General features: G+C 50.9%; 25 protein-coding genes. 8 read left to right on the top strand and 17 right to left on the bottom strand.

Going from position 1 to position 25,247, the window contains the following annotated elements:
- The coding region (locus D9N13_RS08380) for a transposase domain-containing protein (protein WP_290588140.1) at positions 1-112 on the top strand (112 nt) is incomplete at its 5' end.
- A gap of 479 nt (positions 113-591) precedes the next feature.
- Here D9N13_RS08380 and D9N13_RS08385 read toward each other — a convergent pair.
- The 12 genes from D9N13_RS08385 to D9N13_RS08440 all read right to left on the bottom strand — a co-directional run bounded on the left by D9N13_RS08385 (position 592) and on the right by D9N13_RS08440 (position 12,666).
- On the bottom strand, positions 592-1,746 hold the full coding sequence (locus D9N13_RS08385; RefSeq protein WP_156873103.1) for an acyl-CoA dehydrogenase family protein: 1,155 nt from the start codon (positions 1,744-1,746) through the stop codon (positions 592-594).
- 184 nt (positions 1,747-1,930) lie between these two features.
- A complete protein-coding gene (locus D9N13_RS08390) occupies positions 1,931-3,103 on the bottom strand; it encodes an acyl-CoA dehydrogenase family protein (RefSeq protein WP_290588180.1) in 1,173 nt (390 codons plus the stop codon).
- A gap of 90 nt (positions 3,104-3,193) precedes the next feature.
- Positions 3,194-3,958 (bottom strand): SDR family oxidoreductase, encoded by a 765-nt coding sequence (locus D9N13_RS08395; RefSeq protein ID WP_290588182.1) that lies wholly within the window; start codon positions 3,956-3,958, stop codon positions 3,194-3,196.
- 56 nt (positions 3,959-4,014) lie between these two features.
- Entirely contained in the window at positions 4,015-5,613 is a 1,599-nt protein-coding gene (locus D9N13_RS08400) for a GMC family oxidoreductase (RefSeq protein ID WP_290588184.1), read from the bottom strand.
- Positions 5,606-6,718 carry an acyl-CoA dehydrogenase family protein gene (locus tag D9N13_RS08405; protein ID WP_290588186.1) on the bottom strand — a complete coding sequence of 371 codons (1,113 nt, stop codon included), beginning with the start codon at positions 6,716-6,718 and terminating at the stop codon, positions 5,606-5,608. Before D9N13_RS08405 ends, D9N13_RS08400 begins: the two co-directional genes overlap by 8 nt.
- Before the next feature lie 9 nt (positions 6,719-6,727).
- Complete coding sequence (locus tag D9N13_RS08410) at positions 6,728-7,888, bottom strand: acyl-CoA dehydrogenase family protein (protein ID WP_290588188.1); 1,161 nt, start codon at positions 7,886-7,888, stop codon at positions 6,728-6,730.
- A 43-nt stretch (positions 7,889-7,931) separates the two neighbouring features.
- A complete protein-coding gene (locus D9N13_RS08415; RefSeq protein ID WP_290588190.1) occupies positions 7,932-9,482 on the bottom strand; it encodes a long-chain-fatty-acid--CoA ligase in 1,551 nt (516 codons plus the stop codon).
- A 15-nt stretch (positions 9,483-9,497) separates the two neighbouring features.
- Entirely contained in the window at positions 9,498-9,920 is a 423-nt protein-coding gene (locus D9N13_RS08420) for a PaaI family thioesterase (protein WP_290588192.1), read from the bottom strand.
- A gap of 3 nt (positions 9,921-9,923) precedes the next feature.
- Positions 9,924-10,400: a PaaI family thioesterase gene (locus D9N13_RS08425; RefSeq protein WP_290588194.1), complete on the bottom strand. Its 477-nt coding sequence runs from the start codon at positions 10,398-10,400 to the stop codon at positions 9,924-9,926.
- A 54-nt stretch (positions 10,401-10,454) separates the two neighbouring features.
- Positions 10,455-11,423 carry a BtrH N-terminal domain-containing protein gene (locus D9N13_RS08430; RefSeq protein WP_290588221.1) on the bottom strand — a complete coding sequence of 323 codons (969 nt, stop codon included), beginning with the start codon at positions 11,421-11,423 and terminating at the stop codon, positions 10,455-10,457.
- Between the two features lie 21 nt (positions 11,424-11,444).
- Positions 11,445-12,317 carry a metal-dependent hydrolase gene (locus tag D9N13_RS08435; RefSeq protein ID WP_290588196.1) on the bottom strand — a complete coding sequence of 291 codons (873 nt, stop codon included), beginning with the start codon at positions 12,315-12,317 and terminating at the stop codon, positions 11,445-11,447.
- Between the two features lie 49 nt (positions 12,318-12,366).
- Positions 12,367-12,666, bottom strand: coding sequence for a hypothetical protein (locus tag D9N13_RS08440; protein WP_290588198.1), 300 nt, complete (start codon positions 12,664-12,666; stop codon positions 12,367-12,369).
- A 345-nt stretch (positions 12,667-13,011) separates the two neighbouring features.
- Here D9N13_RS08440 and D9N13_RS08445 point away from each other — a divergent pair, with 345 nt between their 5' ends.
- Positions 13,012-14,058 carry an efflux RND transporter periplasmic adaptor subunit gene (locus tag D9N13_RS08445; protein ID WP_290588200.1) on the top strand — a complete coding sequence of 349 codons (1,047 nt, stop codon included), beginning with the start codon at positions 13,012-13,014 and terminating at the stop codon, positions 14,056-14,058.
- Positions 14,055-17,105 carry an efflux RND transporter permease subunit gene (locus D9N13_RS08450; protein WP_290588201.1) on the top strand — a complete coding sequence of 1,017 codons (3,051 nt, stop codon included), beginning with the start codon at positions 14,055-14,057 and terminating at the stop codon, positions 17,103-17,105. The genes D9N13_RS08445 and D9N13_RS08450 overlap by 4 nt, the downstream gene beginning before the upstream one ends.
- A 12-nt stretch (positions 17,106-17,117) precedes the next feature.
- On the opposite strand, the gene D9N13_RS08455 is transcribed toward D9N13_RS08450, so the two are convergent.
- Positions 17,118-17,777: a TetR/AcrR family transcriptional regulator gene (locus tag D9N13_RS08455; RefSeq protein WP_290588223.1), complete on the bottom strand. Its 660-nt coding sequence runs from the start codon at positions 17,775-17,777 to the stop codon at positions 17,118-17,120.
- A 188-nt stretch (positions 17,778-17,965) separates the two neighbouring features.
- Between D9N13_RS08455 and D9N13_RS08460 the strand changes: the two genes are divergently transcribed.
- From D9N13_RS08460 to D9N13_RS08475, 4 genes are read left to right on the top strand one after another with little or no spacing between them, the layout of a single operon-like run.
- Positions 17,966-18,898 carry a metal-dependent hydrolase gene (locus D9N13_RS08460; protein WP_290588203.1) on the top strand — a complete coding sequence of 311 codons (933 nt, stop codon included), beginning with the start codon at positions 17,966-17,968 and terminating at the stop codon, positions 18,896-18,898.
- A 9-nt stretch (positions 18,899-18,907) separates the two neighbouring features.
- Positions 18,908-19,735, top strand: a complete 828-nt coding sequence (locus D9N13_RS08465) for an SDR family NAD(P)-dependent oxidoreductase (protein ID WP_290588205.1) — start codon at positions 18,908-18,910, stop codon at positions 19,733-19,735.
- Between the two features lie 14 nt (positions 19,736-19,749).
- A complete protein-coding gene (locus tag D9N13_RS08470; RefSeq protein ID WP_290588207.1) occupies positions 19,750-20,718 on the top strand; it encodes an alpha/beta hydrolase in 969 nt (322 codons plus the stop codon).
- On the top strand, positions 20,715-22,307 hold the full coding sequence (locus tag D9N13_RS08475) for a flavin-containing monooxygenase (RefSeq protein ID WP_290588209.1): 1,593 nt from the start codon (positions 20,715-20,717) through the stop codon (positions 22,305-22,307). Before D9N13_RS08470 ends, D9N13_RS08475 begins: the two co-directional genes overlap by 4 nt.
- A gap of 12 nt (positions 22,308-22,319) precedes the next feature.
- Here the strand turns inward: D9N13_RS08475 and D9N13_RS08480 are convergent, their stop codons facing one another.
- Positions 22,320-22,706: a hypothetical protein gene (locus D9N13_RS08480; protein ID WP_290588211.1), complete on the bottom strand. Its 387-nt coding sequence runs from the start codon at positions 22,704-22,706 to the stop codon at positions 22,320-22,322.
- A 100-nt stretch (positions 22,707-22,806) separates the two neighbouring features.
- On the opposite strand from D9N13_RS08480, the gene D9N13_RS08485 reads away from it, so the two are divergent.
- Positions 22,807-23,142: a hypothetical protein gene (locus tag D9N13_RS08485; RefSeq protein WP_290588213.1), complete on the top strand. Its 336-nt coding sequence runs from the start codon at positions 22,807-22,809 to the stop codon at positions 23,140-23,142.
- Between the two features lie 295 nt (positions 23,143-23,437).
- Here the strand turns inward: D9N13_RS08485 and D9N13_RS08490 are convergent, their stop codons facing one another.
- The 3 genes from D9N13_RS08490 to D9N13_RS08500 are packed head-to-tail and all read right to left on the bottom strand — an operon-like array spanning position 23,438 to position 24,971.
- Entirely contained in the window at positions 23,438-24,079 is a 642-nt protein-coding gene (locus tag D9N13_RS08490) for a metallophosphoesterase family protein (protein ID WP_290588215.1), read from the bottom strand.
- Between the two features lie 11 nt (positions 24,080-24,090).
- A complete protein-coding gene (locus D9N13_RS08495; protein WP_290588217.1) occupies positions 24,091-24,510 on the bottom strand; it encodes a helix-turn-helix domain-containing protein in 420 nt (139 codons plus the stop codon).
- Between the two features lie 8 nt (positions 24,511-24,518).
- Positions 24,519-24,971, bottom strand: coding sequence for a DUF6932 family protein (locus D9N13_RS08500; protein ID WP_411268146.1), 453 nt, complete (start codon positions 24,969-24,971; stop codon positions 24,519-24,521).
- Between the last annotated feature and the right edge of the window lie 276 nt (positions 24,972-25,247).

Here is a 25,247-nt window from a genome sequence, read left to right on the forward strand (position 1 = left end):
GCATGATCCTTATGCGTATCTGAAGGATGTATTGACCCGGCTGCCGACTCAGCCAGCTAGCCGTATCGGCGAGCTGTTACCTCATGGATGGGGTGCGCCTACAAAAGGGTAATCGCCGGACGCTTACCGTCGTATTAACAGAAATGTTAAATGATGCCTTCAACATGTACGCTAAACTTACGCGGAAAGGCCATGATTACATTGATTTTATGAGTTCGGAATCGGTTACTGGTGAAGAGATGGCAAGGATCGAAAAGGAGGTGTTCGATCTTTATAGGGCGGGTAAAAAAGTCACCTCTGAGACTGGTGGAAAAATTCTAAATTGGGGCCGTAAGGTGGCATAATCTAAACTGCTTTATATAAGTCTAATGATCGTTTTTTGTGCCACTCTTTAGAGTGCATTTTCTGAAGCCTCCTTTAGATAAAGGAGGCATTTTTTGTAACAGAAAAACCATAAATGCTAGTTTGGTTGAGCGGAATGCAGCGGCATTTGATTTTCTCACCATGTATATGTTGGCAATTACTACAAGTAAGTTAATGAATCTTTCTATCAACAATTCCCATGAACTAACCCTGCTAATAACCCTGTTGCTAAATTAAGCGCGGTAAGATGCCCATTTTCTTGCAGATAATGCCAAGCATTACTTCGTCGGCACCACCACCAATAGAGCTCAAACGCTGATCACGGTAGGCGCGGGAAACTGGGTTATCCCACATGAAGCCCATACCTCCCCAGTACTGCAGGCAGGCGTCTGTGACTTCACGCACCAAACGCCCCGCTTTCAACTTCGCCATGGAGGCTTTCAAGGTCACTTCCATGCCATTGATGTAGCCATCTACCGCGTCATAGGTCAACGCACGCAGAGCTTCTACTTCGGTTTGCAACTCCGCCAGACGGAAGTGAATTACCTGCTGATCCAACAGCGGCTTACCAAACGCCTGGCGCTCGCGGGTGTATTCAATGGTGGTGTTAATGCAGTGTTCCATGGACTTCAGTAATCCCGCAGCGCAATACAAACGCTCTTCCTGGAACTGAATCATCTGATAGGTAAAACCCATGCCCTCTTCACCAATCAGGTTCTTCTGTGGGACGCGCACCTCGTCGAAGAAAATCTGTGCAGTATCGGAAGAACGCATGCCCAATTTGTCGAGCTTTTCCGAGAATGAAATACCCGGGGTGTTGGTAGGCACGACGATCAAAGATTTGCTCTTATGAGGCTTGTCACCACCGGTATTGGCCAGCAGGCACAGATAGTCCGCTTGGGTGGCGTTGGTGATCCACATTTTGGTGCCGTTGATGATGTAGTCGTCTCCGTCTTTTACAGCAGTGGTTTTAATATTGGCCACATCAGAACCGGCGTGAGGCTCACTCACAGCAATTGAGCATACTGCATCACCTGCAATGGCTTTTGAAAGAAACTCTTCCTTGATGTAGTTGCTGCCAAACTTGGCCATGGCCGGTGTAGACATATCGGTTTGCACACCGATGGCCATGGAAACACCGCCACTGGCAATGCGACCTAGCTCTTCAGAGAACACAATTTGATAACTGTAGTCCAATCCCATACCGCCGTATTCGGCTGGCTTGGCGATCCCCAGAAGACCAAGGTCGCCCATTTTTTTGAACAGCTTATGAGCTGGGAAGATACCGTCTTTTTCCCATTGATCACAGTAGGGGTTGATTTCTTTATCAATAAACTGGGCAATGGTATTACGTATTGCTTCGTGTTCTTCAGTAAATCTCATAATTATTCTCTCTCGCTTAATTGTCTGTGGCTACCTGCTCTACTTACGGGAAAAAAAAATTACTTAAATGTAGGCAGTTTCATTGTCATTGTTGTTATCCTTTATATTTTTGTGTGCGCTTTAGTTATCTGCGTTATTCCGGTGTTCGCGGGAATGAGGGGCCATTTATAATGGCTTTTCGTGATTAAAACCCATACTGACGTGACGCTAGATCACGCATAATTTCTTCCGATCCCCCGCCAATGGCATTGACGCGCACTTCACGGTAAATACGCTCCACGCGATTGCCACGGATATAGGAAATACCCCCCATAATCTGCATGGCTTCACGAGCACAAAATTCCATGGTCTGACTGGCCTGCACCTTACACATTGCGATATCGCCAGCATTGGGCTTACCATCCATCAACTGTTTGGAGCATACTTGGATATAGGCTTGAGTGGCGTTTATGCGTTGTTTCATATCAGCAATTTTGTGACGGATCACCTGATGCTGGGACAAGGTCTTGCCAAAGGTCTTACGCTCCTGGGCCCACTTTACCGCATCTTCGAGACAGACGCGGGCGAAGGCTTCCATGGACACAATCAACTGCATACGTTCCAGATTGAAGTTGCCCATAATGGCTTTAAAACCTTCGTTTTCATTGCCCACCAAGTTGCCTACAGGCACTCGCACATTGTCGAAGTATAAGGTCGCGGTATCGGATGCCCACCAGCCCTGTTTTTTATCCAGCTGCGTGCGGCTAACGCCCTCGGCATCGAGAGGAATCAACAACAGAGAGATACCGCCCAACCCTTCTCCACCGGTACGAACGGCGGTGGAGGCCCAACTGGAGTACATGCCGCCAGTGATAAAGGTTTTGGAGCCGTTAACAATATAGAAATCTCCATCGCACACAGCAGTGGTGATTAATTGCGCCACATCAGAACCTGCACCGGGCTCGGTCACGGCCAAAGAAATACGCTTTTCACCACTGATTACAGCGGGGCCAACCTCTTGCTTAACTTCCTCGGAGGCCAGTTTGAAAATGGTAGGCAGTGAAATACCATGCACGGTGAGAGCGGCACCGACACCACCGGCACCAAGACGCGCCAACTCTTCATAGATGATATTGCCGTGCCATACATCCAACCCTTCAGTCAGGCCGCCGTAGGCCTCGGGATAACCCACGGCAAACATGCCCACTTCAGCAGCCTTGGGGAAGATCTCATCGGGAACCTTATGATCCTCCTCCCATTGATTGGCATAGGGCATCAGCTCGGAATCAATAAACTTACGCAGCTGATCGCGCCAGGCCTCGTGATCTTCGGTCAAATAGGGGTTGGGTAATCGTGCTCCATCGAAATCCAGGGACATACTGACCTCGTTTATTATTTTTCCACCGATAGTAAAAGGAGAGTATTGGTTAAGGGAAATAACCGCAACACCACTACATTAACCGTATACTTAAATAGTAAAGCCACCATGAACTTCCATTACATCGCCGCTTAGATAGCTATTTTCAAATATAGATTCTACCGCTTGAGCAATATTATCTGTGTTACCAATTCGACGTAGTGGAACCATTTTCGCAAAGTCTTCCAGAATATCTGCAGGCATACTTCTTAATAATTCAGTTTCAATAGTACCCGGTGCAACAGCCATTGAGCGAATATTGTATGGACCAAGTTCTTTCGCCCAAACACGACTCATGGAAACAATGCCAGCTTTGGCTGCAGAATAATTTGTTTGACCAAAATTACCGCGATAAGCGATAGATGACATGCTAACAATACAGCCTTCCTTTACACCTAGTTCAACCATGTGTGCAGCCGCTTCGCGGGCACATAAGAAAGCGCCTTTCATATGCACATCTACAACAAGTTCAAAATGGTCAGCACTCATCTTTTTAACCACTTTGCCTTCTTTAACTTTGATCAACTGAGCGTCACGAAGAATACCTGCATTATTCACTAGGCCTTCAATGGAACCAAAATCCGCAACGATTCGACTAAAAGTGGACTCTACTTGTTCCTCGTCAGCGACATTACATTGATATCCACGGGCTTCGCTGCCCTCTGCCTCCACTAATGCCTTCGTTTTAGCCAAAGCATCTTGATCCAAATCTAGGATAGCAATCTTGGCACCCTTCTTAGCCAAACCCACTGCTACTGCCTGGCCAATGCCGCGACCACCACCTGTAATTGCCACTATCTTACCGTTTAATTCCATAATATACCTTTGATTTGAATTGCCGATAAACGCGTCACCGATATTCAATTATCTAATCACGAATTGTCCCGAAGAATAAAACCAGCCGCTTTCTCGCCAATCATCATGGTAGGCGCGTTCGTATTACCACTGATTAATAACGGCATGACGGATGCGTCGGCGACACGCAAAGCAGATAAGCCTCTGACCCTTAACCGGCTATCTACTACTGACAGATTATCCTTTCCCATACGGCAGGTGCCCACCGGATGATAGATGGATTCAGCACGCTGACGTATATCAGCGTCTATCTGGGCATCAGTGACGACATCGCTAGCCGGCAGATCATCGCCTCCATAAGCTCTAGCGAAAGCTTTGGTGTGGAATACCCGGCGAGCCAACTTGACACCCTCACGCAGAATTCGAAGATCATCATCGTCGGACAGATAACAGGGATTGATTAGTGGTGCGCTACCAGGATCGTTATCGATCAGACGAATCCATCCCCGGCTTTTGGGTCGCAACTGGCAGACGTGGATAGTGCAACCAAAGCCTGGGGTCAACTTTCTACCGTGATCACGTAAAAACGTAGGCAGAAAATGCAACTGTACATCCGGACAAGAGCCGCCACCCACATTGACAAACGCCCCCGCTTCCGCTGCATTGCTGGCAAGAAACCCGCGCCGATAGCGGAAGTAATCGTAGAACGCACGCAGCAAACGCGGTAAGAAGTAAGGGGAAAAGCCTATCGACTGCCGACTTCGATCATGAACAGATATAGTCATGTCGAGATGATCCTGGAGATTGCGACCCACGTCAGGAGAATGAACTAGACAATCAATACCAACACTTTGCAGATGCTCACGGTCACCAATGCCTGAAAGCATTAGCAATTGAGGGGAGTTGATAGCTCCTCCTGCAAGAACAACCTCACGTTTTGCCCGAAGCACGTGTGAAGTACCCGCCGCATCAATATACTCGACCCCCACCGCACGCTCATTCTCGATCAGAACTCGGGAGACCATTGCACCTGTCAGAATACCAAGATTCTTTCGTTCCTTCGCCGGATCGAGAAACGCCCGTGCCGCGCTCCAGCGTCGCCCGTCTTTTTGCGTCACTTGGAAACGACCAAAGCCGCGCTGGGTTTCGCCGTTGAAATCATCGTTACGTTTTTCGCCCAGCTCCTGGCCAGCACGAATAAACAGCTCAGTCAGCGGGTTCGGATCCCTGACGCGGGTGACATTCAGCGGTCCTCCGTTACCATGCCATGTGTCAAACAAGTATTCCTCATTATGCTCGTGAGCATTAAAGATCGGTCGCACATCCTCCCAACCCCAACCTTCCAAACCTAAATCGCGCCAAGCATCGTAATCCTGAGGTTGACCACGAATGTAAACCATGGCATTGATCGAGCTACTCCCACCAAGGGTTTTTCCGCGAGGCCAATAAAGTTGTCTGTTATCAAGCGAATTCTGCGCTACAGTATTATAACCCCAGTTGCGCTTTCCCTCCTTGATCAGTCCGATGACTCCGAATGGCACGTTCACGAACCCGCTATTGTCATGCGGACCTGCTTCCAGCACGCATACCGAGAACTTCCCCGACTCACTCAATCGATTGGCTAGGACACAGCCAGCGGAACCCGCTCCCACGACGATGAAATCAAAATCATGCACGACCATTTACCTCGCTTAGGGAGGCCAAACGATCAAGATGAAATTCACGATGCCCATGAGTCAATGAACAGTGCGTCATGAGACGAAAGTAATGGCCAATGTCCAGTTCTTCGGTAACCCCAATACCACCGTGAATCTGGATGGCTTGCTGAGCAATCTTTACCGCCTTGTCGGCATAGTAGGCCTTCGCCGCCGAGCACGCGCGATCTCGTTCTTGCGCATTTCCTAGCTCTGCTTTCACTGAGACCATGAATAACATTGACTCCAATTGCTGGAGGTCAGTGAACATATCCACAAGATAGTGTTGAATAACTTGGAAACTACCTATGGCTGCGCCGAATTGCTTACGCGTCTTAGCATATTCAAGGGTACGCTGATAAAGCGCATTGGCAGCGCCATACATCCGCGCACAATCAAGGGCCTGAAGCCAGGCAACAACCCGGTTGATAACATCGCTAGTCTCCGCGCCACACGAGAGAATCATCTCATCCTCAATCTTGATATCATGAAACACCAGATCTGCGTATCGGCTACCGTCCAGCGCCCTATAACGAGTGAGCTCGCAGCTTTCAAGTGGCAAAAGGAGCAATGCTAGCTCGTCCCTGATTCTAGCTGTCGCTATGACTTTGTTCGCGCAGCCACCATCAGGAACAAAACTCTTTTGGCCTGACAGTTTTCCATCTCTGATGGTTGCAGTCGGTTTATGAACGCTGTAACCAGCATTACAATCATATAACGCGCACGCTACCCTTTCATCGTTCTCGACTATAGATTGTAATACTCTGAGCGCGCGGTCCGTTCCGATATATTCGAGCAGTTTTCCAGGAGCAACCACCAAATCCACATAAGGATCCAGACACAAGGCCGCTCCAAGTTCCCTGACGATCATCGCAACATCAATTAACTCACCACCGTAGCCTCCGACGGACTCGGGAAATGGGAGGCCCAACCACCCAAGCTCCATCATTAGCCCCCATCGTTCTGGATCACAATGACTGGTCTGTTTTAGCTGTTCATTGTAAGTAACAAAACCATAGTGATCCTTGAGATAGCGCCTCGCTGTATCCGCAACCATTGTCGTGTTTTCAGAAAGATTGAATTCCATTATCGCCCCCTATAATCCCAATAGCATTTTGGCAAGCACATTCTTTTGAATCTCATTTGAGCCGCCATAAATCGTGCAAGCACGCAAAAAATTGTAACGCCGGGGAGCATTATTGAAGCTTTCATTACCCACTGCCGAAGGACTATCCCAGGCAAGTGACATCAACCCGCCCATTTCAACCATGGTTTGGGACATCTTTTGCTGCAGTTCTGTACCCTTGATTTTCAACCCAGAGGACTCCGGTCCGAAGGGTTTACCCTCGTCTGTTGCCGCAACGGTTCTAAAGTTGGTGTACTCCAGCGCCATCAATTCGACTTCGAGTTCGGCCATACGCCGCCTTGACGATTGCTTGTCAGTATAATAGGGCGCATCTTCTATCGCTTGCTTCATACGTGCCAACGCATAATAGCTGTCTGCCACACCAGCTATCGTGGTACGCTCATGTGTCAGTAGAAACTTGGCGATGGTCCAGCCCATACCCTCCTGGCCAACCAGGTTTTCCAGAGGTACCTCGACATCAGTGAAATATACCTCGTTGAGATGATGGTGCCCATCAATGGAATAAATGGGGCGAATTTCGATGCCCGGTGTCTTCATGTCAATAAGCAGAAAAGAGATGCCCTGTTGCTTCTTTGCCTCGGGGTCGGTTCTGACGAGACAGAACATCATGTCTGCCCAATGCGCCTGCGTGGTCCAGATCTTCTGTCCATTGACCAGATAGTGATCCTGTTTGCGTTCAGCGCGGGTTTTAAGCGACGCGAGATCCGACCCGGCATTGGGCTCAGAATATCCCTGACACCAGAGAGTCTCGCCGCTGGTAATCCCAGGCAGCCATCTCTCCTTCTGTTCCGGCGAGCCGAATGTATAAATAACTGGGCCCACCATTGCGACACCGAAGGGGCTGGTTGGCGGCGCTCCGGCCATCGCCCTTTCGATATCGAAGATATAGCGCTGCGTCGCCGTCCAGCCTGGCCCTCCGTACTGTTCTGGCCAAGTTAGCGCCAGCCAGCCCTGTTTCCCCAATTTCCTCTCCCACTGTTGCTGCTGCGACTTGGTTGGCATATTACCGAGTGCTGACACGCGCTCAAGTTCTTCAGGTACGTTTTCCCGCATCCATGCGCGTATGGACTTTTGAAAATCCGACTCTTCCTGTGTAAATTCAAGATTCATGGTTTATTCCGTGTTAGTAATTGATCTTAGCAAAAACAGTGGTTCAGTTGACCCCCCGCTCCTTCTGCTGCCAGTAAGGAGCTCGAAGTTCATTTTTGAGAATCTTACCGGCACCACTTATGGGCAATGGTTCGCTTCGAAACTCGACGCTTCGAGGGAGCTTGTAGCCGGCAATCCGTTCCCGGCAATGGACCAAAAGTTCGTCTTGCTTAAGAGTATGACCTTCGCAAAGCACTACGATGGCATGCACTGTTTCACCCCATTCGTCGTGAGGAATCCCTACTACCGCACATTCCTGCACCGCAGGATGGCTGTAGATGGCACCTTCCACTTCAACAGAGAAGATATTCTCTCCACCACTGATGATCATGTCCTTGCTACGATCTACGATAAAGACAAACCCATCTTCATCCATATAACCGAGATCACCGGTATGCAACCAGCCGTTGCGCAGAGTTTCGGCCGACGCCTGCTCCATTCCCCAGTAACCAAGCATAACGTTCCCCCCTCTGGCACAGATCTCCCCGACTTCGCCACGCGGTAGCTCAACATCATTTTTGTCAAGAATGACAACCTCAACACCCAGGGCAGCCCTGCCCGCACTTCGTAGCTTGTCGCCTCCCAGCACATGGAACTCCGGGGCCAACGCGGTAATGATGGGTGAAGCCTCCGTCTGCCCATAACCCTGGGCAAACATGGCGTGCGGCATCTGATCCATGGCACTGATCAATACTGCCTCTGGCATCGGCGACGCGCCATACAGCATGCGCTTCACGCTGCTGACATCGAAATCCTTTATTTTTCCGGACGACGCGAGAAGGTTGATCATTGTAGGTACGAGTAGCGTGTGTGTGACTTTCTCGCACTCAATGAAGCCCAGCACATCGCTGACTTCGAAGCGTGGCACAATCCCGTGGGTTCCACCGGCCAGGGTTACTGCAAAGGTGCTTGCCATATCAGCCAGATGAAACATCGGGCCCGCATGCATATAAATAGTGTCAGGCCCGTAACTCATTTCCGGCACCACATTGAGCGCGTTAAAAACGAGGTTGTCGTGACTCAGCATCACCCCTTTGGATCGACCGGTGGTGCCCCCGGTATAGAAAAGTCCGGCGAGCTCCTTTCCGCCTTCGCTGAGATCCTGTATCGGTTTCGACGCGTCAATCAACGCCTCGTAGCTAACACAACCTTCCGGTAACTCGCCGTCGCCCATAAACACCACATGTTCGACACTATCAAGCAACGGACGCAACTTCGGTAGCATCGCACTGAAGGTGTCATCCACAAACAAGATTGACGAGCCGGAATCATTAAGAGTAAAGGCGATTTCCGGGGGAGCAAGCCGAATATTGACGGGATTAAGGGCCGCGCCAGCCCAGGGCACCGCATAGAAATATTCGAGATAGCGGTCACTATTAAGAGACAAGATCGCAATGCGGGCTCCCCTTTCTATCCCCAATGACAGCAGGCCTGCAGCAAGTCTAGCCACGCGGCCTTCAAACTCCCGCCATGACTGCTTTCTATTTTTATAGATCGTCGCAGTACCATTGGGATGTTGCTGCACGGCACGGCGCAAAGTCTGTGATATGATCACAAGAAGCTCCTTATATTAACGGGTGTAGATAAAACGCCCAATCGAGACAAGTTTCTTGTCCAGATAGATATCGACAGAAACAACGATAAAACGTCTGCCAGCACGAATAAGGCGAGGCTCGGCACGAATGCTCCCAGCAAACGCGGGACGGAGATAGTCAAAGGTCATACTGTTACACGAAGGTTCTTTATCCAGATCAAGCGATTGCACCAGATAGAGGGCCGCTGTGATTTCGCCAAAACTAGCGAGAATGCCTCCGTGAAAAGTGCGTAGCAGTGTATTGCCGATATGCTCCTCACGGAAAGACAATTGATAAGCTATACCTTTATCCGAATCCACCGCTTCAAGCCCCAGAAACTCCACAAAAGGGGTATTCACAAGCATCTCTTTCTGCACTTTATTCATTCGTGGAGCTTCAAACACAGTTGGTTCACTCATTTCCTAGCTCCTTTCTTTCATCGCTGAATCAAACGCTGGACCAAGAGTACCAACAGCAAAGGAGCCTGACACCGAAGCCAACAAAGAGTGATCAGAGCACGCGTAAGCGCGCCCGCGGACGTAAGCTATATCACCCTGCACCGCATAACACTCCACCTCACTGAAAATACCCTCCCCGCTAGGCGCTTCCTTGATAAAGTCGACACGAAGATCAATAGTGGCAATCGGACGCATATCACCGAGTCGCGAAAATATCGCCAGCCCACAATTGGTGTCTAGCAACGTGACTACCACTCCGCGATGAACACCCTCAACTCGATTGCAAAGGACAGGACGGCAGGCAAGACTCATCACTGCTCGCCCCTTGCCGATTTCTTCCACCTGTACACCAAACGCATTGAACAAGGGATGAGATGTTCCAAAAAATGTTTCGGCGATGGTCATATTACGATCCGCCGCCAAGGTATCTTCCTCAATCATTGGTAACTTCTTATATAATTAATTGCATCCAAGAACCTATGGATTTGCTGTGACTTAGGCCAGGACATCCAGCGCATACTTCACGTAATGTGACTCGCGCATCTTTACATGATTAATGGCGCTCTTTATTTCAACGAAGGGGAACACCATTGACTCGGAGCCCTGTTTCAAAGTCTCAGCCAAACCAGACCAACTCGCTGCCGCACTGCGCATTAATTCTACTAAATTCGCATGAATTACAGCGGGGAGCATTTCTCCCACTTCTTCCAAAAAATCGGCATACATGGCACGGAATCCAGCGCCACCTGTACCGCGCTTTTCGATCACCTGATAGGCAAAGCGCAACGACCATCGCCAGTTTTCCTCCGCTGACCAGCGTGGTAGCGCATCAACCCAGGTATCCAAAGCCGCAAGCCCGCTAAAACGGTTTCCATTAGCCAACGCGTAGGCATTGTCGAAGATTGCTTGCCGCACACGTTCTGGAGTTACACTGGAATCAATGGCGTGAGGCGCGAACATGTTACCGTGATGAATGAAGGGTGGCGCGGTCGAGAAACGTGCATCAGCCAGGTTCTTCGCCGCAACAGCAATTAAGTCCGGGCGCTCCGTATCGCTAACCAGCACCTCGTTACGCTCCTCGTCGAGGTGCCATGCCACGATGGCATGTCCAGGAAAATGCGTGCTACTGCCAAAATAAGGCAGATGATATATATCCGTTAAAAGCAATGCAGGCCGATTTTCATGCAATGCCTGATATAAATCAGCGCTGGCGGACGGCTTGTCGCTGTAACTGGTCCAACAAAAAGGAACCTCTAACGTATTAAACACCTTCTCCTCGAACCCCATTGAGCGCACATGAACAATGAAAGGGGTGCTGGTACCTGGTATCTCCACGTAAGTAATACCGAGCCCAGCCCCGAGACCGAAACAACATGCTTCGCTCATAAATAAGCCATGGTACTCAAGTAAGTCACGTATTGCTGAACTGCCACAGTGCCTGCCCGGCCTATGGCAGTGAGTCATAACCGCCTTTTCGCCATCCACTCAGGCTGCCTCGCTCATCGGCGAGCTTCCGTAAACGGCAGCGGATGCACGCATTGGGTCGCCATGATCCCCATACTCTTCCAGCCATGCCGCCACTTTCTCTGGCATGCCCGTATCCCAAGGATGAAAGCCGGGGCGAAACCAGGCCAAGAATTCAGGCAACATTCGAGTTAGAATACCACGTCGGCCATAGAGACGATTCAGCCCACGCATCAACACCCCAGGCTGGCGCATGGCGCCATCTAGACGCAACATGTTCACGAACACTGGCCCGACCACCAGATGAATCATTAGCATGGTCACTACCAACGCCGAGACCCGTGACAGATAACCGCCGCCCGCCGCCGTTTGGTAGACGTCGTAGGCTACTGCCTTATGCTCAACCTCTTCCACACCATGCCAGAGAAACATCGCCCTCATCACAGGGTCTGCTTCGGTAAACATGTCAGTTTCATCCTTAAGCATTGCCTCGCCCAGAGTGGCCGTAAAATGTTCGAATGCCGCAGTCATCGCCAGCTGATACTTCTCTGGCAAGTACTTTTGTGACGAGCGAATGAAACGCCGCAGATTGCTGGTAATCTTGTCAACATCAACACCCTGCCCAACCATCACCTCATTGAAGCGATCATGGACAATACCATGCTGCCCCTCTTGACGAATAAAGTGGCGAATATCCTCACGCAAACCTGGCTCCTTTACCCGATCCTGGAAATTCCGTACCGACTGGATAAAAAACCGTTCACCCTCGGGGAAATGCACTGACAGGGCATCAAAGAAACGAGTTAGCACAGGGTCTCCACCATTCCAATGTCGTGGAACAGTAGACACATCAAAGGTTACTTTTCGTGGCTTTATTGGTATCGCGTTCATCATAAAGGGCCTCCGTACAAGCCTTCACAGGGTGTCAACCTCTACGGATATTTTATTGGGTGGCCAACCAAATATCAATACTATACCAGGACATTTTAGCAAGAAACAAAATTCCTCTGTCAGACTCTGCGACGGCATAACGGACCAGCGGGGGGGCATCTGAACGAAAACCCACGATTTTGAGCCAGGTGGCCATGTAGCGTAGGTGTCTGCTTATTTGCCCCTTCTTCTCCTCATCCTCAATACTATAGACTTGTTGCACGGTCATTGGGTGGTTGACCAACCTCTGGATGTGCGCTACTTTACGTTTATCTTCAAAAGGGGGGATCATTGTGCTTGAGTTCATTGCCATTCTGAGCTGCTTAACAGCGATAAACGTATTTCTTGTTAGTGTTGTGAGTGAATCAAATGATTCGAAGCCAAATAATGTATCTTCAACCGACAGGCAATTAGTGGAGGCTCCCCTCTTGGAGCTAGAGCTTAAGGACGCTAACCATTGTTACTCGATGTCTGGTATTTCACCATATTGCCAATAGCGGCAAACATGAAAGTTAATGCATATTATTCAGATCGACCTCCCAGGATGATTCGCAATTATTAACGCAGCACGGCTATCTGTGTGTGTTTTCTCTGCTTACCATGGCCCGATATGCTATGTGTACGCTCACGTTCATTAATTGCCGGGGTTTTACTTTTCATGCGTCTAGCTCTCTTTCTTTCGCTGTTAACACTGTATGGCTGTCAGGAGTCCTCTCACTTAGATACTGTACTGAACAGACCCCATCCAGTATACACTGCGGTAGTGTCAGAGCATTCTACGACCGTGCCTCAAGGGATTACAGGCACAGTAGAGGCGCGTACAGAGGTTGCTATAGCCTTTCAAGTAGGTGGCCGAATTCTGAAACGGTATGTGGACTCCGGTCAAATTGTGGCAACCGGCGAGCCATTATTCTTGTTGGACGCAAGGGAATTTGAACAAAGCCTGGAGGCTGCAAAGGCCCAATTGACAGCTGCTGAAGCTGAATTGATACACGCGGAATCCAACCTCGCTCGGGACAGCCGCTTGATCGAACAGAACAGTATTAGCCAAAGTATATTTGAAGCGTCCTTGTTGTCCAAACGTGCAGCGCAAGCGCGAAAAGAGGCTGCCCAGGCTAGACTTCGACAAGCAGAAATTGCGCTTCAGCATACGTCCCTAACCGCCACAAGGCCAGGTATCTTGGTGAATGTCACAGGGATGCCGGGGCAAGTGGTAAAGTCTGGACAACCCCTAGGAATATTGGCTGATACTCGCGAGTTAGAGATCGAAGTTTTCCTACCCAGGAGCGTTTTTCCACCGACAGAAGCGCTAGCCCATATCGATGATGCCCGCATACCACTAAAGCTTCGTGAAACCGCTGGCGCCGCTAACGAATACAGCAGAACCTGGCGTTCTCGTTATCAGATTGAGTCCTCTGGTAGCGAGTTACAGTTGGGTATGCTGGTCAGGGTCAGCATGATGGTCCCTGACTCTCCCACACAGGTCTATTCAGTTCCACTGGCGGCACTGGATGAGCGAGGAAGTAATACCCAAATCTGGCAAATTGTCGATCAACAGGCCCAACCCCAGACCGTTGCGGTGGTTGGGGTGACGCCTATCTCAGCTCAAATTCAAGGGCAACACCTTAAGACTGGTGATCGAGTTATCGCCTTAGGTACTCATCTGCTAGTACCAGGAATGCCTGTTAAAGAATACGCGCAATGAGCTTTCCTAATCTATCGGCACTTGCAGTACGGGAGCGATCCGTTACGCTGTATTTCCTGATTTTATCCGTGTTCGCAGGGGCTTATGCTTTTGCCTCATTGGGACGTGCGGAAGACCCTTCTATTACACTGCAAATGTTAGTGGTTTCAGCAGTCTGGCCTGGTGCCACTCCTGCAGAGATCGAACAGCAAGTGGTTCACCCAATCGAGAAGAGCATCCAGAAAATTGAATATCTTGACGAAATCAAAACGACAATCAAGGCAGGCCGGGCTGATATCCAGGTTCAATTTCATGATTACACGCCACAGAATAAAACGCCGGAACTACAGTTTCAGGTTAGAAAGCGCATGCTGGATCTGTCTTCACATTTGCCTGAAGGGGTTATAGGGCCGATCGTCAATGATGACTTTTCCGATGTGTATTTCAGCCTATTTAGCCTTTCTGCGCCCGGCCTTCCGGTGCGAAAATTAACACGTTACGCCGAGCGGCTCCGAGATGAATTACAACTCATTCCCGGTGCCCGCAAAGCCGATTTGATCGCCGAGCGCGAAGAGAGAGTCTATGTCGATTTAGACAACGTTGTTATGACGAACAGCGGCATCTCATCCCAAGCCGTATTCGACGCGATAAGAGCATACAATACGCTTATCCCGGCCGGTCAGATTGACACCACCGGGCCGCGCCTAAGGTTTCGGCTCGATTCAGATCTGTCTGATCCTCAGCGATTGGCACAGGTCCCTATCCGTGCCGGTGACCATCTAATCCGGCTGGGTGATATTGCCGTCATTACGCAAGGTTACGAGGAACCACCGTCGTATTTTGCTCGTGTCAATGGAGAAGATGCAATACTGGTCGGCGTGGTCATGAACAAGGGTGAAAACGGATTAGTATTTGGTGAACGCCTTGACGCGTTTCTAAGCAAAACAAGAGCTGAGCTTCCCTTGGGTATGGAACTGGATCAAATCACCAATCAGACGGATGCCATTAAAGCGGCAGTTAATTTGTTCCAGGTGAAGTTTCTGGTGGCCGTAATCGTGGTGATGAGTATTGGATTTTTATCATTAGGACTGCGCGCCGGTTTGATCGTGGGTATCGCTGTTCCAATCACCCTGGGGCTGACGTTTGTGCTGATGAAATCCGCCAATATCAATCTGGATCGTATTACCTTAGGGGCACTAATCATCGCGTTGGGTTTATTGGTTGATGATGCCATCATTGCGATTGAAATGATGTTGGTAAAACTGGAAGAAGGTTGGAGTAAAGTAAGTGCCGCCACTCATGCCTGGAATGCGACAGCTTCGCCTATGCTATTCGGCACTCTGGTTACCATGTTTGGTTTTGTTCCGATTGGATTTGCCAAATCTGGGGTAGGTGAATACGCTGGCAATATATTTTGGGTTTTGGCTTTTTCGCTCATTATCAGTTGGTTGGTGGCCGTTACTTTTACCCCTTATTTGGGCGTAAAGATTTTACGTGCACCCAAGCAGAAACCCGGCAATATGGGCGATCACTACAAGTCATCCCGGGTGTACGAGTATCTACGGGCCTTGATTACGTGGTGTGTTCGCCATCGGCGGACCGTGGTCTTTATTACCTTTGCGATGTTAGTGCTAAGCGTCGCAGGCATGGTAGGGCCGGTGGAAAAACAGTTCTTCCCAGGCTCGGATCGGCCCGAAATTTTGATCGATGTGAATCTAGCACCAGGTACATCGGTCACGACAACGGATACGACCGTCAAACGTCTTGAAGAACTATTAGATTCCATGGGTGGTGTTGAAAACTACGCCAGTTATGTCGGTGGCGGGGCGCCACGTTTTTTCATCTCGGTCAACCCCGAGCATCCGGACTCTTCGTTTGCTAAAATAATCGTAACAACGACGGGACCGGTTGAGCGTGACCGAATTATTGCTGCATTAGACCAACATGTTGCCAATGGTACTTTTGCCGAGGCGCGTATTCGTATCAGACGCCTGTTGTTCGGGCCGCCAGTTGACTGGCCTGTCAGCTTCCGTGTCGTCGGACAAGACCCTGCGACCTTAAGGAAAGTGGCCCACCAAGTCAGGGAGGTCATGTCCCACAACCCTCACGTCGTCAATCCGCATTTGGAGTGGGATCAACGTGTACCGACATTGAAGCTGGAAATAGATGAACAGCGCCTTCGACTAATGGGATTGACACCACTCTCAGTTGCTCAACAAATGCAATATCGAACAGATGGAGTTCCAATAGCTGAGGTCAGACAAGACATCAGAACTGTTGATGTCTACGTTCGCGGCCAGGGTGCCAAGCGAGCCCAAAATGAGCCGCCCATTTATGAACTCCGCAATGAACAGGGTCAAAAGATACCACTTTCGCATCTGGGCGAGGTGAAACTGGCTTACGAAGATGCCATGATTCGACGACACAATCGAGAGCTCTTTCTGGCTGTTCGCGGGGAGGTAAAGAATGCGCAGCCACAAGATGTCACCAAAGCATTATGGGCGGATCTGGAATCAATTCATGCAGCGCTCCCTGATGGTTACAGGATTGATATTGCGGGTAGTCTGGAACGTTCACAAGAAGCAGAGGACTCTATAAATCAGGTTTTCCCACTGATGATTGCCCTGATGGTAACTTGCGTGGTGCTGCAAATGCGAAGTTTTCCTGGTGTTGTGATAGTGCTTTTAACAGCACCCTTGGGCGTCATTGGCTCTGTCGTAGCACTGCTGGTTTTCAAGCAGCCTTTCGGATTTGTCGCCTTACTTGGGCTGATCGGATTGGCGGGCATATTAATGCGCAATACTCTAATTCTAACTCAGCAGGTCAGCGATAACCTTGAGGATGGCATGCTGCCGTCAGATGCGGTCGTCGAGGCAGCTGTCAGGCGCGCAAGACCGGTGGTGCTAACCGCTTTGGCAGCTGCGCTTGCGTTCATCCCTTTGACGACCGATATTTTCTGGGGGCCGATGGCGTATGTTCTGATTGGTGGTGTCATTTTAGGCACCGCCATTACGCTTTTGTTCGTGCCAGCGCTTTACGCATTGGCGTTTCGTTTGGAAAGCAGATGAGGAACTATGCACCTAATCCTTAAGCACCGCGTCGCGAATCACTCGCCAGACGAAATCACCTATCTCCTCAAGCGAATAGCGACCATCTTCACGAAACCAGGTTGCTACCCAGTTGAGTGCTCCAAGACCAATAAGGCGCAGCAAATCCTGATCAACGTCCTCACGTAGCACCCCTACATCTGCAAGAGACCTAAGCATAGCGCCCCATAATGCCTCGTAGCGGTCACGCAGTTCGATCATTTCCGCTCGTGCTTCACCGCGCAAGGAGCGCCATTCGAACAGCAGCACGTAGACCAAATCCGAGCCACTGACTACTAATTCCAGGTGCGAATTTATGCCTAGCCGTAATTGCTCTACAGGATCTGTTGCGCTTGTCACCGCTCTGTAGACAGCGCTCGAAGCATGCTCCAAGCCCAGCCGCATCAAATCAACAAGAATGTCTTCCTTGGCTTTATAGCGATAATGAAGGCTTCCGGGTAGTAAATTGCATGCTTCGGCAATTTCTTTCACGGTCGTCCGATCATAGCCCTGCTCTCGAAACAGCCGAGCGGCTGAATTTAACACAAAGTCGCGGTCAGACCCTTTTACTTGCTGGGGCTCTCTTTTCTTTTTCACTTCATCCTCCTGCGTAAGCAAGCCGATGATTTTAGTCGATATGTTTCCGTAGCGCACCGTTTTCAATTCTACAACCCCGCTCCCACTTGATCAGCAACTCTCAAAGCGATCCTTCTTTTGTGCCAAATACACACATCTTCCACCCTTTTGTTTAACACCTGCTTGACCATTAGGTCACCAAGACACATAATATGGTTGGTCGACCAATTAAATAGTATGAAGAAATCTACTAGGAGAACAGACAAATGGCGCTGGCAAGTCGAAAGATCGGTTATGACGAAGTTGTAACGCGCGACATCCATTTCCCAATGAACTGTGAGACGGTCGCGCGCCACTGGTTTAACAAAGACCCCTGGTGTACACATTGGATGAATGCCATTCTGGCCGCAGTGCCGGATGGGGAGCGCTGGGTAATGAATTCAGCACGGCGTCAGCTCGATAAATTGCGCGACCCGGAAGTGCGCAAGGCCGCGCTGGAGTTCATCCGCCAGGAGCGCATCCATGCCCGTGAGCATGACGAGATGAACGCCATATGCGTGCAACAGGGCGTCCCTATCGACAAGGTCGAGGGGATCTTCAAGCACATTCGCAAGGAGCTCCAGCATCGCCTGAGCGATGACATGCAAAGCTCTATTGCGGCGGCGTTCGAGCATTTCACTGCTATCATTTCCGCGGTGCTGCTGGAGCACCCGGAGCTATTCGATGAAACACATCCTGAATTACGTGCCATGCTGTACTGGCACTTCGTTGAGGAAACTGAACACAAGAGTGTCAGCTTTGATGTGTTCGTCGACGCCAGCGGTGGCGGCCTGCGTAGTTATCGCCTGCGCACCAGCGGCATGCTGCTGGCTATCACTCTCGGCTTTCCGCTCATGGTCGGCAATCAGGCGTTCCTGCTCTATAAGGACAAGCAAATCCTCAACCTGCGTTCAGCGGCCTACATGACCAGGATTCTGTTCCTTAAACCGGGCATTCTGTCCAAAGTGCTGGCAGGCATCTTTCCCTACTTCTCCCCCACCTTCCACCCTTGGGATGATGACAATCGGGAGATTATCAGGGTCTGGAAGCGTGTTTACGAGAAAACCAACGACACCCACAAGGCGTTCGAGGCGGTACGGAAGCACCAGTCCGGCCCTCGGATAGGCGACGGTCTGCATCCAGTGGCGCAACCCGCCTGAGGAGTTCTTATGACGAAACAACCTTTACCACCTTCCCGCAACGCAGCCGCTGTTGTCACTGGAGCTGGCAGTGGTATTGGCCGTAGCTTTGCGTATGAATTGGCGCGCCGTGGGGGTGTGGTAATCTGCTCAGACATCAATGAGGCACGAGCCGAACAGGTCGCCGCCAGCATACAGGCGCTAGGAAGTAAGGCCATTCCCCATCGCTGTGACGTCGGCGATGCAGAAGAGATGGCCGCCCTCAGCGATGAAGCCGAGAAACTACTAGGCCGTCCGGTGACACTGGTAATTAACAATGCGGGCGTGGGTCTGGGCGGCCCCATCGGCGAGGTATCTCTGGAAGACTGGCACTGGTGTATGAACGTCAACCTGTGGGGTGTCATTCACGGCTGCCATTTCTTTGCGCCGAAACTGCGGGATCTCGGCTATGGCGGCATCATTAATGTCGCTTCCGCCGCCGCGTTTGGCGCTGCGCCGGAGATGAGCACCTACAACGTCACCAAAGCAGGTGTACTTGCGCTGTCGGAAACACTGGCCGCCGAGCTGGCTGGCACTGGCGTAAACGTCACAGCACTGTGTCCTACCGTGGTACCCACCAACATCGTCAATGATGGCAAACTGCCGGAAAAGCGCCGAGAGTTTGCCCGTGCCGCCATGACCCGCTTCGCCCTGATCACAGCCGACAAGGTCGCCCGACAAACACTCGATACGCTGGATCGTGGGGAACTTTATATGCTGCCGCAAATTGATGGCCGCATGGCTTGGCGTTTCAAACGCCTCATGCCTCGCTTGTACACCCGTATCGTGGGTGAGACCTATCACCTGCTGGCCGACTGAATTAGGAGACACTAATGGCATCACTTCCTGCAAAAATTATTAAGCCCCTTTTCCGCGTTGTGATGAAACGCGATATTCAGGATCCCGAACATCTGGTTTGTCATTTGCGTAAGGTTATGAATGCGCCTTTGTTACCCGCACTGCTGCCAAGCGGTGTTAGCCTTAGGTATTCGCGTGTCGCCGATATCCCAGGACAGTGGCTGACCACCGCCACTCCGACCGTAACGCTGCTTTTCCTGCACGGCGGCGCTTTTGTCGGTGGCCGCCTCGACACCTACCACAACTTTTGTGGCAGGTTGGCCCAGGCGCTGAACGCGCGCATTTTTCTTGCCGATTACCGGCTTGCTCCGGAGCATCCCTATCCGGCCGCACCGGACGATGCCCTGTGCGTTTACCGTGAATTGATTGAGGACTCTCGGCCACTGGTTGTCGCCGGTGACTCTGCCGGCGGTAATCTGACGCTGGTAACACTACTTCGTGCGCGTGACGAGGGACTTCCGATGCCGGTATGTGCCATCGCCATCTCTCCAGGTGCTGATTGCACTGGCAAGCTTATGTCCCGGCAAGCCAACAACGACTCCGATCCGATGCTTTCCCAAGCAATGATCGATGGTGCCACAAAGCTCTATCTGCAGGGCGCAGATCCGCTGCACCCCTACGCTTCCCCGTGCCGTGGCGATTACCAACAGCTACCACCATTGATGCTGACGGTGAGCGAGGAGGAATGCTTGCGCGATGATGCCTATGCCGTGGCCGAACGCGCACGCCAGGCAGGCGTGCCAGTGAAACTGCTATCGCGACCAGACATGCCGCACGTCTGGCCGATCTTGCGGCTACTGCTGCCGGAAGCACGAAAAGACACCGAACGGTTGATCAACTTCGTACAAACGCAGTTACGCAGTGCCCCGGTTAAAGCTCAAAATCGCCACGATTTTGGTAACGACGTTCCGGCTTGCTCCAACGTACAGGAGACCGTCGCATGAACATGACTGCCTTTGCACCTGAGGAATCGATGCATTCGGCGCGCCCTGACCACGAAGTCATCATTGTGGGTGCCGGCATCTCTGGGATTGGAACCGCTATCCAACTCAAAGCGGACGGTATCGACGACATCCTTATCCTCGAGCGCAGCTATGATGTCGGTGGCACCTGGCGTGACAATCGATATCCTGGAATTGCCGTGGACATCACCTCGTTCACTTACTCGTTCTCATTCGAACAGAACCCCAACTGGTCGCGGGTATTCGCACCGGGCAGCGAGCTGTATCAATACACTCGTCGAGTGGCGAGCAAATACGGGATCTACCCACACATTCGCTTTGGCATCGAAGTGCAACAGGCCCGATTTGATAAGCACAATGACCTATGGGTACTGTCATTGAAACAGGGCAAAACCCTGCGGGCGCGACATCTGGTTTCCGCAGGGGGGGGGCTGATCACGCCCAAATTACCCGACATCGAGGGTCTCGACAACTTCGAAGGCGATATCATCCATACCGCCCGCTGGCCAAAGGGCATCGACCTGAAGGGCAAGCGTGTCGCGGTCATCGGCACCGGAGCTACCGCGGTGCAACTGGTGCCGGAAATTGCTCGACAGGCCCGCCAACTTGATGTTTACCAACGAACACCTATCTGGGTGCTAAAAAAGCCGGATCGAACCTTGCCGGGCTGGCTGAAAACCCTATTTCGCGCCTCACCTGCTTTACAGCAAGGTATTCGCAGTGTAACGGACGCTTCCAGCGAAACCCTGATGGTATTGTCCGCCATCTACTACCGCCAAGCTCCCTGGATCGTGCGTGCCTGCGAGAAGGCTGCCCTCCAAAACATGTACGAACAACTCCCTGATCGGCAGGACCTCTGGGAGAAGCTCAGCCCTGCCTATGGCTTTGGCTGCAAGCGCCCCACCTTCTCCAACGAGTATTTCAAAACCTTCGCGAAGGACAACGTCGAGCTGGTGACAACACCGATTCGACACATCACCCGCAGGGGAATCACCACTAACGACGGCAAGTCACGCCCCATTGACGTACTTGTGCTCGCCACCGGCTACAAGACATTCGAGAAAGGCAATATCCCCTCCTTCGAACTGATCGGCAGCAACGGCACCGACCTTGGACAGTTCTGGCATGACAATCGCTACCAAGCCTACGAGGGATTGACCATACCGGGCTATCCGAACTTCTACATCATGCTCGGCCCTTACGCCCTGATCGGTACGTCTTATTTCAAAATGGTGGAGGGTAACGCGATTCACCTGTCGAGGTGTATTCGTGAGTCCCGCAGGCTCGAAGCAACGCGAGTAGAGATTAGGCAAGAGGCGCATGATCACTACTTCCAGGATATACAGAAGCGCCAGCAGGGGACTGTGTTCCTGAACCACAACTGTGCTACTTCGAACAGCTATTACTTTGATCATCATGGTGACGCACCCATGCTGCGACCCTCAACTTCGCTGGAGATGCTTTGGCGCGCGAAGCACTTGCCGATGACACACTACCAATTCAGCGGAGGTGGTGACAGGCAAGGCATGATACAGCCTGCGACTGACTCAGCGAAGAGCGTCTGGAACTAACCGCATTTTGAGCTACTGGGCTCGAAAATATCTAGCTAAATGGGGTTCTGGAGCCATCCCCTCATTAGCACTAAACTGGGACAATTTTCTTAATTTGCCGCGATCATAGATAGGCACAAAACCTTCGATGTGCTTTCGAATCGCTTGTAACGCGTCATCGATTTTTTCACTATGCTCAATCTTCTGAGTATAACCATGATCTTGCGTAAGGCCTGCGATACCTAGAGCCAGCGTCCTACTTGAATTTATTGTGACTTTATTGAAGTCATGAACTGCGTAGCCTTTTCCAAGAGGTACGGAAGAAAAGGACATCGGCGAAATTGACCACACTGGTCTCGCCATTTTATCTGCAGCCAGAACAGACATATCTTTGTGAAGAACGTTGAGTATTAAAGTCACATAAACCCCAATGCTTTTACTTATCCCTTTTCACTCCTACGTAGTCTAAGCATTATACTGTATATATTATCAGCCCCCCAGACAGTAAAGTATATTCATTATGCCAATGCTCCTGCGTAAGTTGAACTACCGGAACATTTTGCTTGATCAGGAGCGATCAGGCGAAGTGGTGGGTATCCTGAGACGAGATGGTGAGGTTGGGTACTTTTCCTGGCTGGGCTTTATTGAACGTGATGAGGCTGTTGTTTTTAAGGGGGCTGTTCCTGTTAAGCTGGAAGTGGTTGCTTATAGTTTGCGGGATGGTATGCCTGCGGAGTGGATTGATCTTGATCGGGTCAGTGGGGAAATGATTCAGGGTTGTTTTGTCGGTAATGGGGTGTATGCAGTTATTGAGAGCGGAGTGCCACGCATTGTTAGAAGAACAAGAAAAGAATGAGGATTGTGTCGATCCCGCGTTAGACCGGATTGCAAGTGCCGATGATGTGGATGACCAGGTAGAGCGAGAGATCCGACGGTATTGGAATGACCGGGTTAATGCGAGTCAGAATAAATGGCTTGTAAAGCGGCTACGCTTGTTGATTGTGCGAGGGTTAAAGTGGGGTCCGTAGGGCGTTGGCTATTGGTTCGCGAGACGGTAAAAGTGGACTAATAGTAGAAAATCCGTTGGCGAAGAGTGATGGTTATTCTGATTAAAAGACAGTCAGGGCTCTTTTGTGTTCCAGAACAACCCCTTATGCAGCCGCAGGCACTCGCAACCCAAATCGGTCGGCTTGGACAAGAATATCCCTGCCTATTTCCAGGCAACTCAGGTAACCACCTCTGGCGATTCCGGTATCCAGACTGACCCAGTGTGGTGTGATTATGGGTATCGCATTCGAGGTATGACCACAGTAGATCCGTTTGTTGGAGCAGTGTAGAAGCGGTGTACGGTTGTGGCACCACAACAGTTGCTCTGAGCTTTGTTGGTCGAGCGCCAATTCTGGGTCGAGCGAGGCGTGAATAAAGATCGCGGTATCGGTTTCCACATAGAATGGGCACTGAGCGATCCAATCAATATAGTGGTCCGGAATGCCATGCACCTCCGTTACGCCAAACGAGGATAACGTGGTATCGCCGCCATACTGGAGCCAATGACGTTCGACGTCCGGATCCTCCAAGCTGGCCAGCAGCAGCGCTTCGTGGTTTCCGGCAAGGGTATCAACCTGGCAAGACAAATCCAGAATCAGATCTAACACCCTTCGGCTGTCCGGGCCCCGATCAATGTAATCTCCGAGAAAGGTAATGCGATCTGCCGGACCGGGCTGAATGTGCATCAGGATGGATTGCAGCGCCTGGGCATGGCCATGAATGTCTCCAATAACGAAATGACGCATGGATGATCTCCTTAAGCACTGCACTGGATGCGGCCATTCAGAGTGATATTGAACGCCGTCAGTACGGCGTTGAACACTTGGCTCGGCGCATTGTGGTACTCGTTGGCTTCGTAGCGTTTGAGTTGGCTCTCGCTGATGCCGATGGCGTTAGCGAAGTCCGGTAATGTCAGGTTGCTGGCCAGTCGCACCACAATGGGCAGCCTACAAAAATCGTCATAGCTGGCAAACTCGAGCGTGTTCAGATCCGCTTCGCAGGCCGCATCATAGGCATCAATATCGGCTTGCAAGGCGGCCATTGTATCGTCAAGTTGTGCAGCGTTCAGTGTGAGCAGATGCTCAGGCACACCGGGTTTGGCCGGCGCATCAATCTGTGCCTGCAATCGCTTTAACTTCTCCAGCGCTTTGTTCTTTTGCTGTAATGACGTAATCATGCAACACCTCAACACTTGATCAGAACGATACCGACATCCTGGAAGCCAAACGGCATACGGGTATTGGTCCGGAGGAACGCTTCAAACGTGTCCTCGTAAGGGACATCCTTCAACCCATCCAATTTGTGGTCGATTCCGTACTTGCCTCGCACCTGGCGCCGCTCTGGGCTCAGAAACACGGGATCGATCAATTCCCAGCGTATCGCCTCGTGGTACCACCACGCGATATCGGCGTCACCGGGTTCGGGCTTCTTTGAAATAAAGCTCCCGCCCAATACGATACGGGGGACACCCGCATGGGTCAGGTTCTCCACGGCACGCACCAAACCAGCAAAAATATTGCGCCGAGCATGATTCGATGTGCCAAAACACGCTTCGATTTCCGATAGCGTCATCTCGTACGGCTCATCCTGTGGGAGGAGCAAACCGAAGCTGGAGAAACAGGAATCACCTAAATACATGACAGACAGGATACTAGATTTCTCAAAACAGGTCAAATATGACCTGTTTATACTAGCCAAACTTGGCGATTCTAGGGAGTTTCCGTCCCATAATTAGGACATCGTCATTTATTGCGTTACATGGTAACGTATAAAGAACTGACCACGTTGGGGTTCTAGGGATTTTCCGTCCAAAAACGACAAAGTGCTCTGGAAGCCCCGCCATCTATGGCCTCCAGAGGGGTATTACTTTTTCCATATCCCTATTTTGGCTCTGATTGGGTAAGATTTGGCCTT

Origin of the sequence: Ketobacter sp. GenoA1 (assembly GCF_003671475.1) — a bacterium.
Lineage (GTDB): Bacteria > Pseudomonadota > Gammaproteobacteria > Pseudomonadales > Ketobacteraceae > Ketobacter.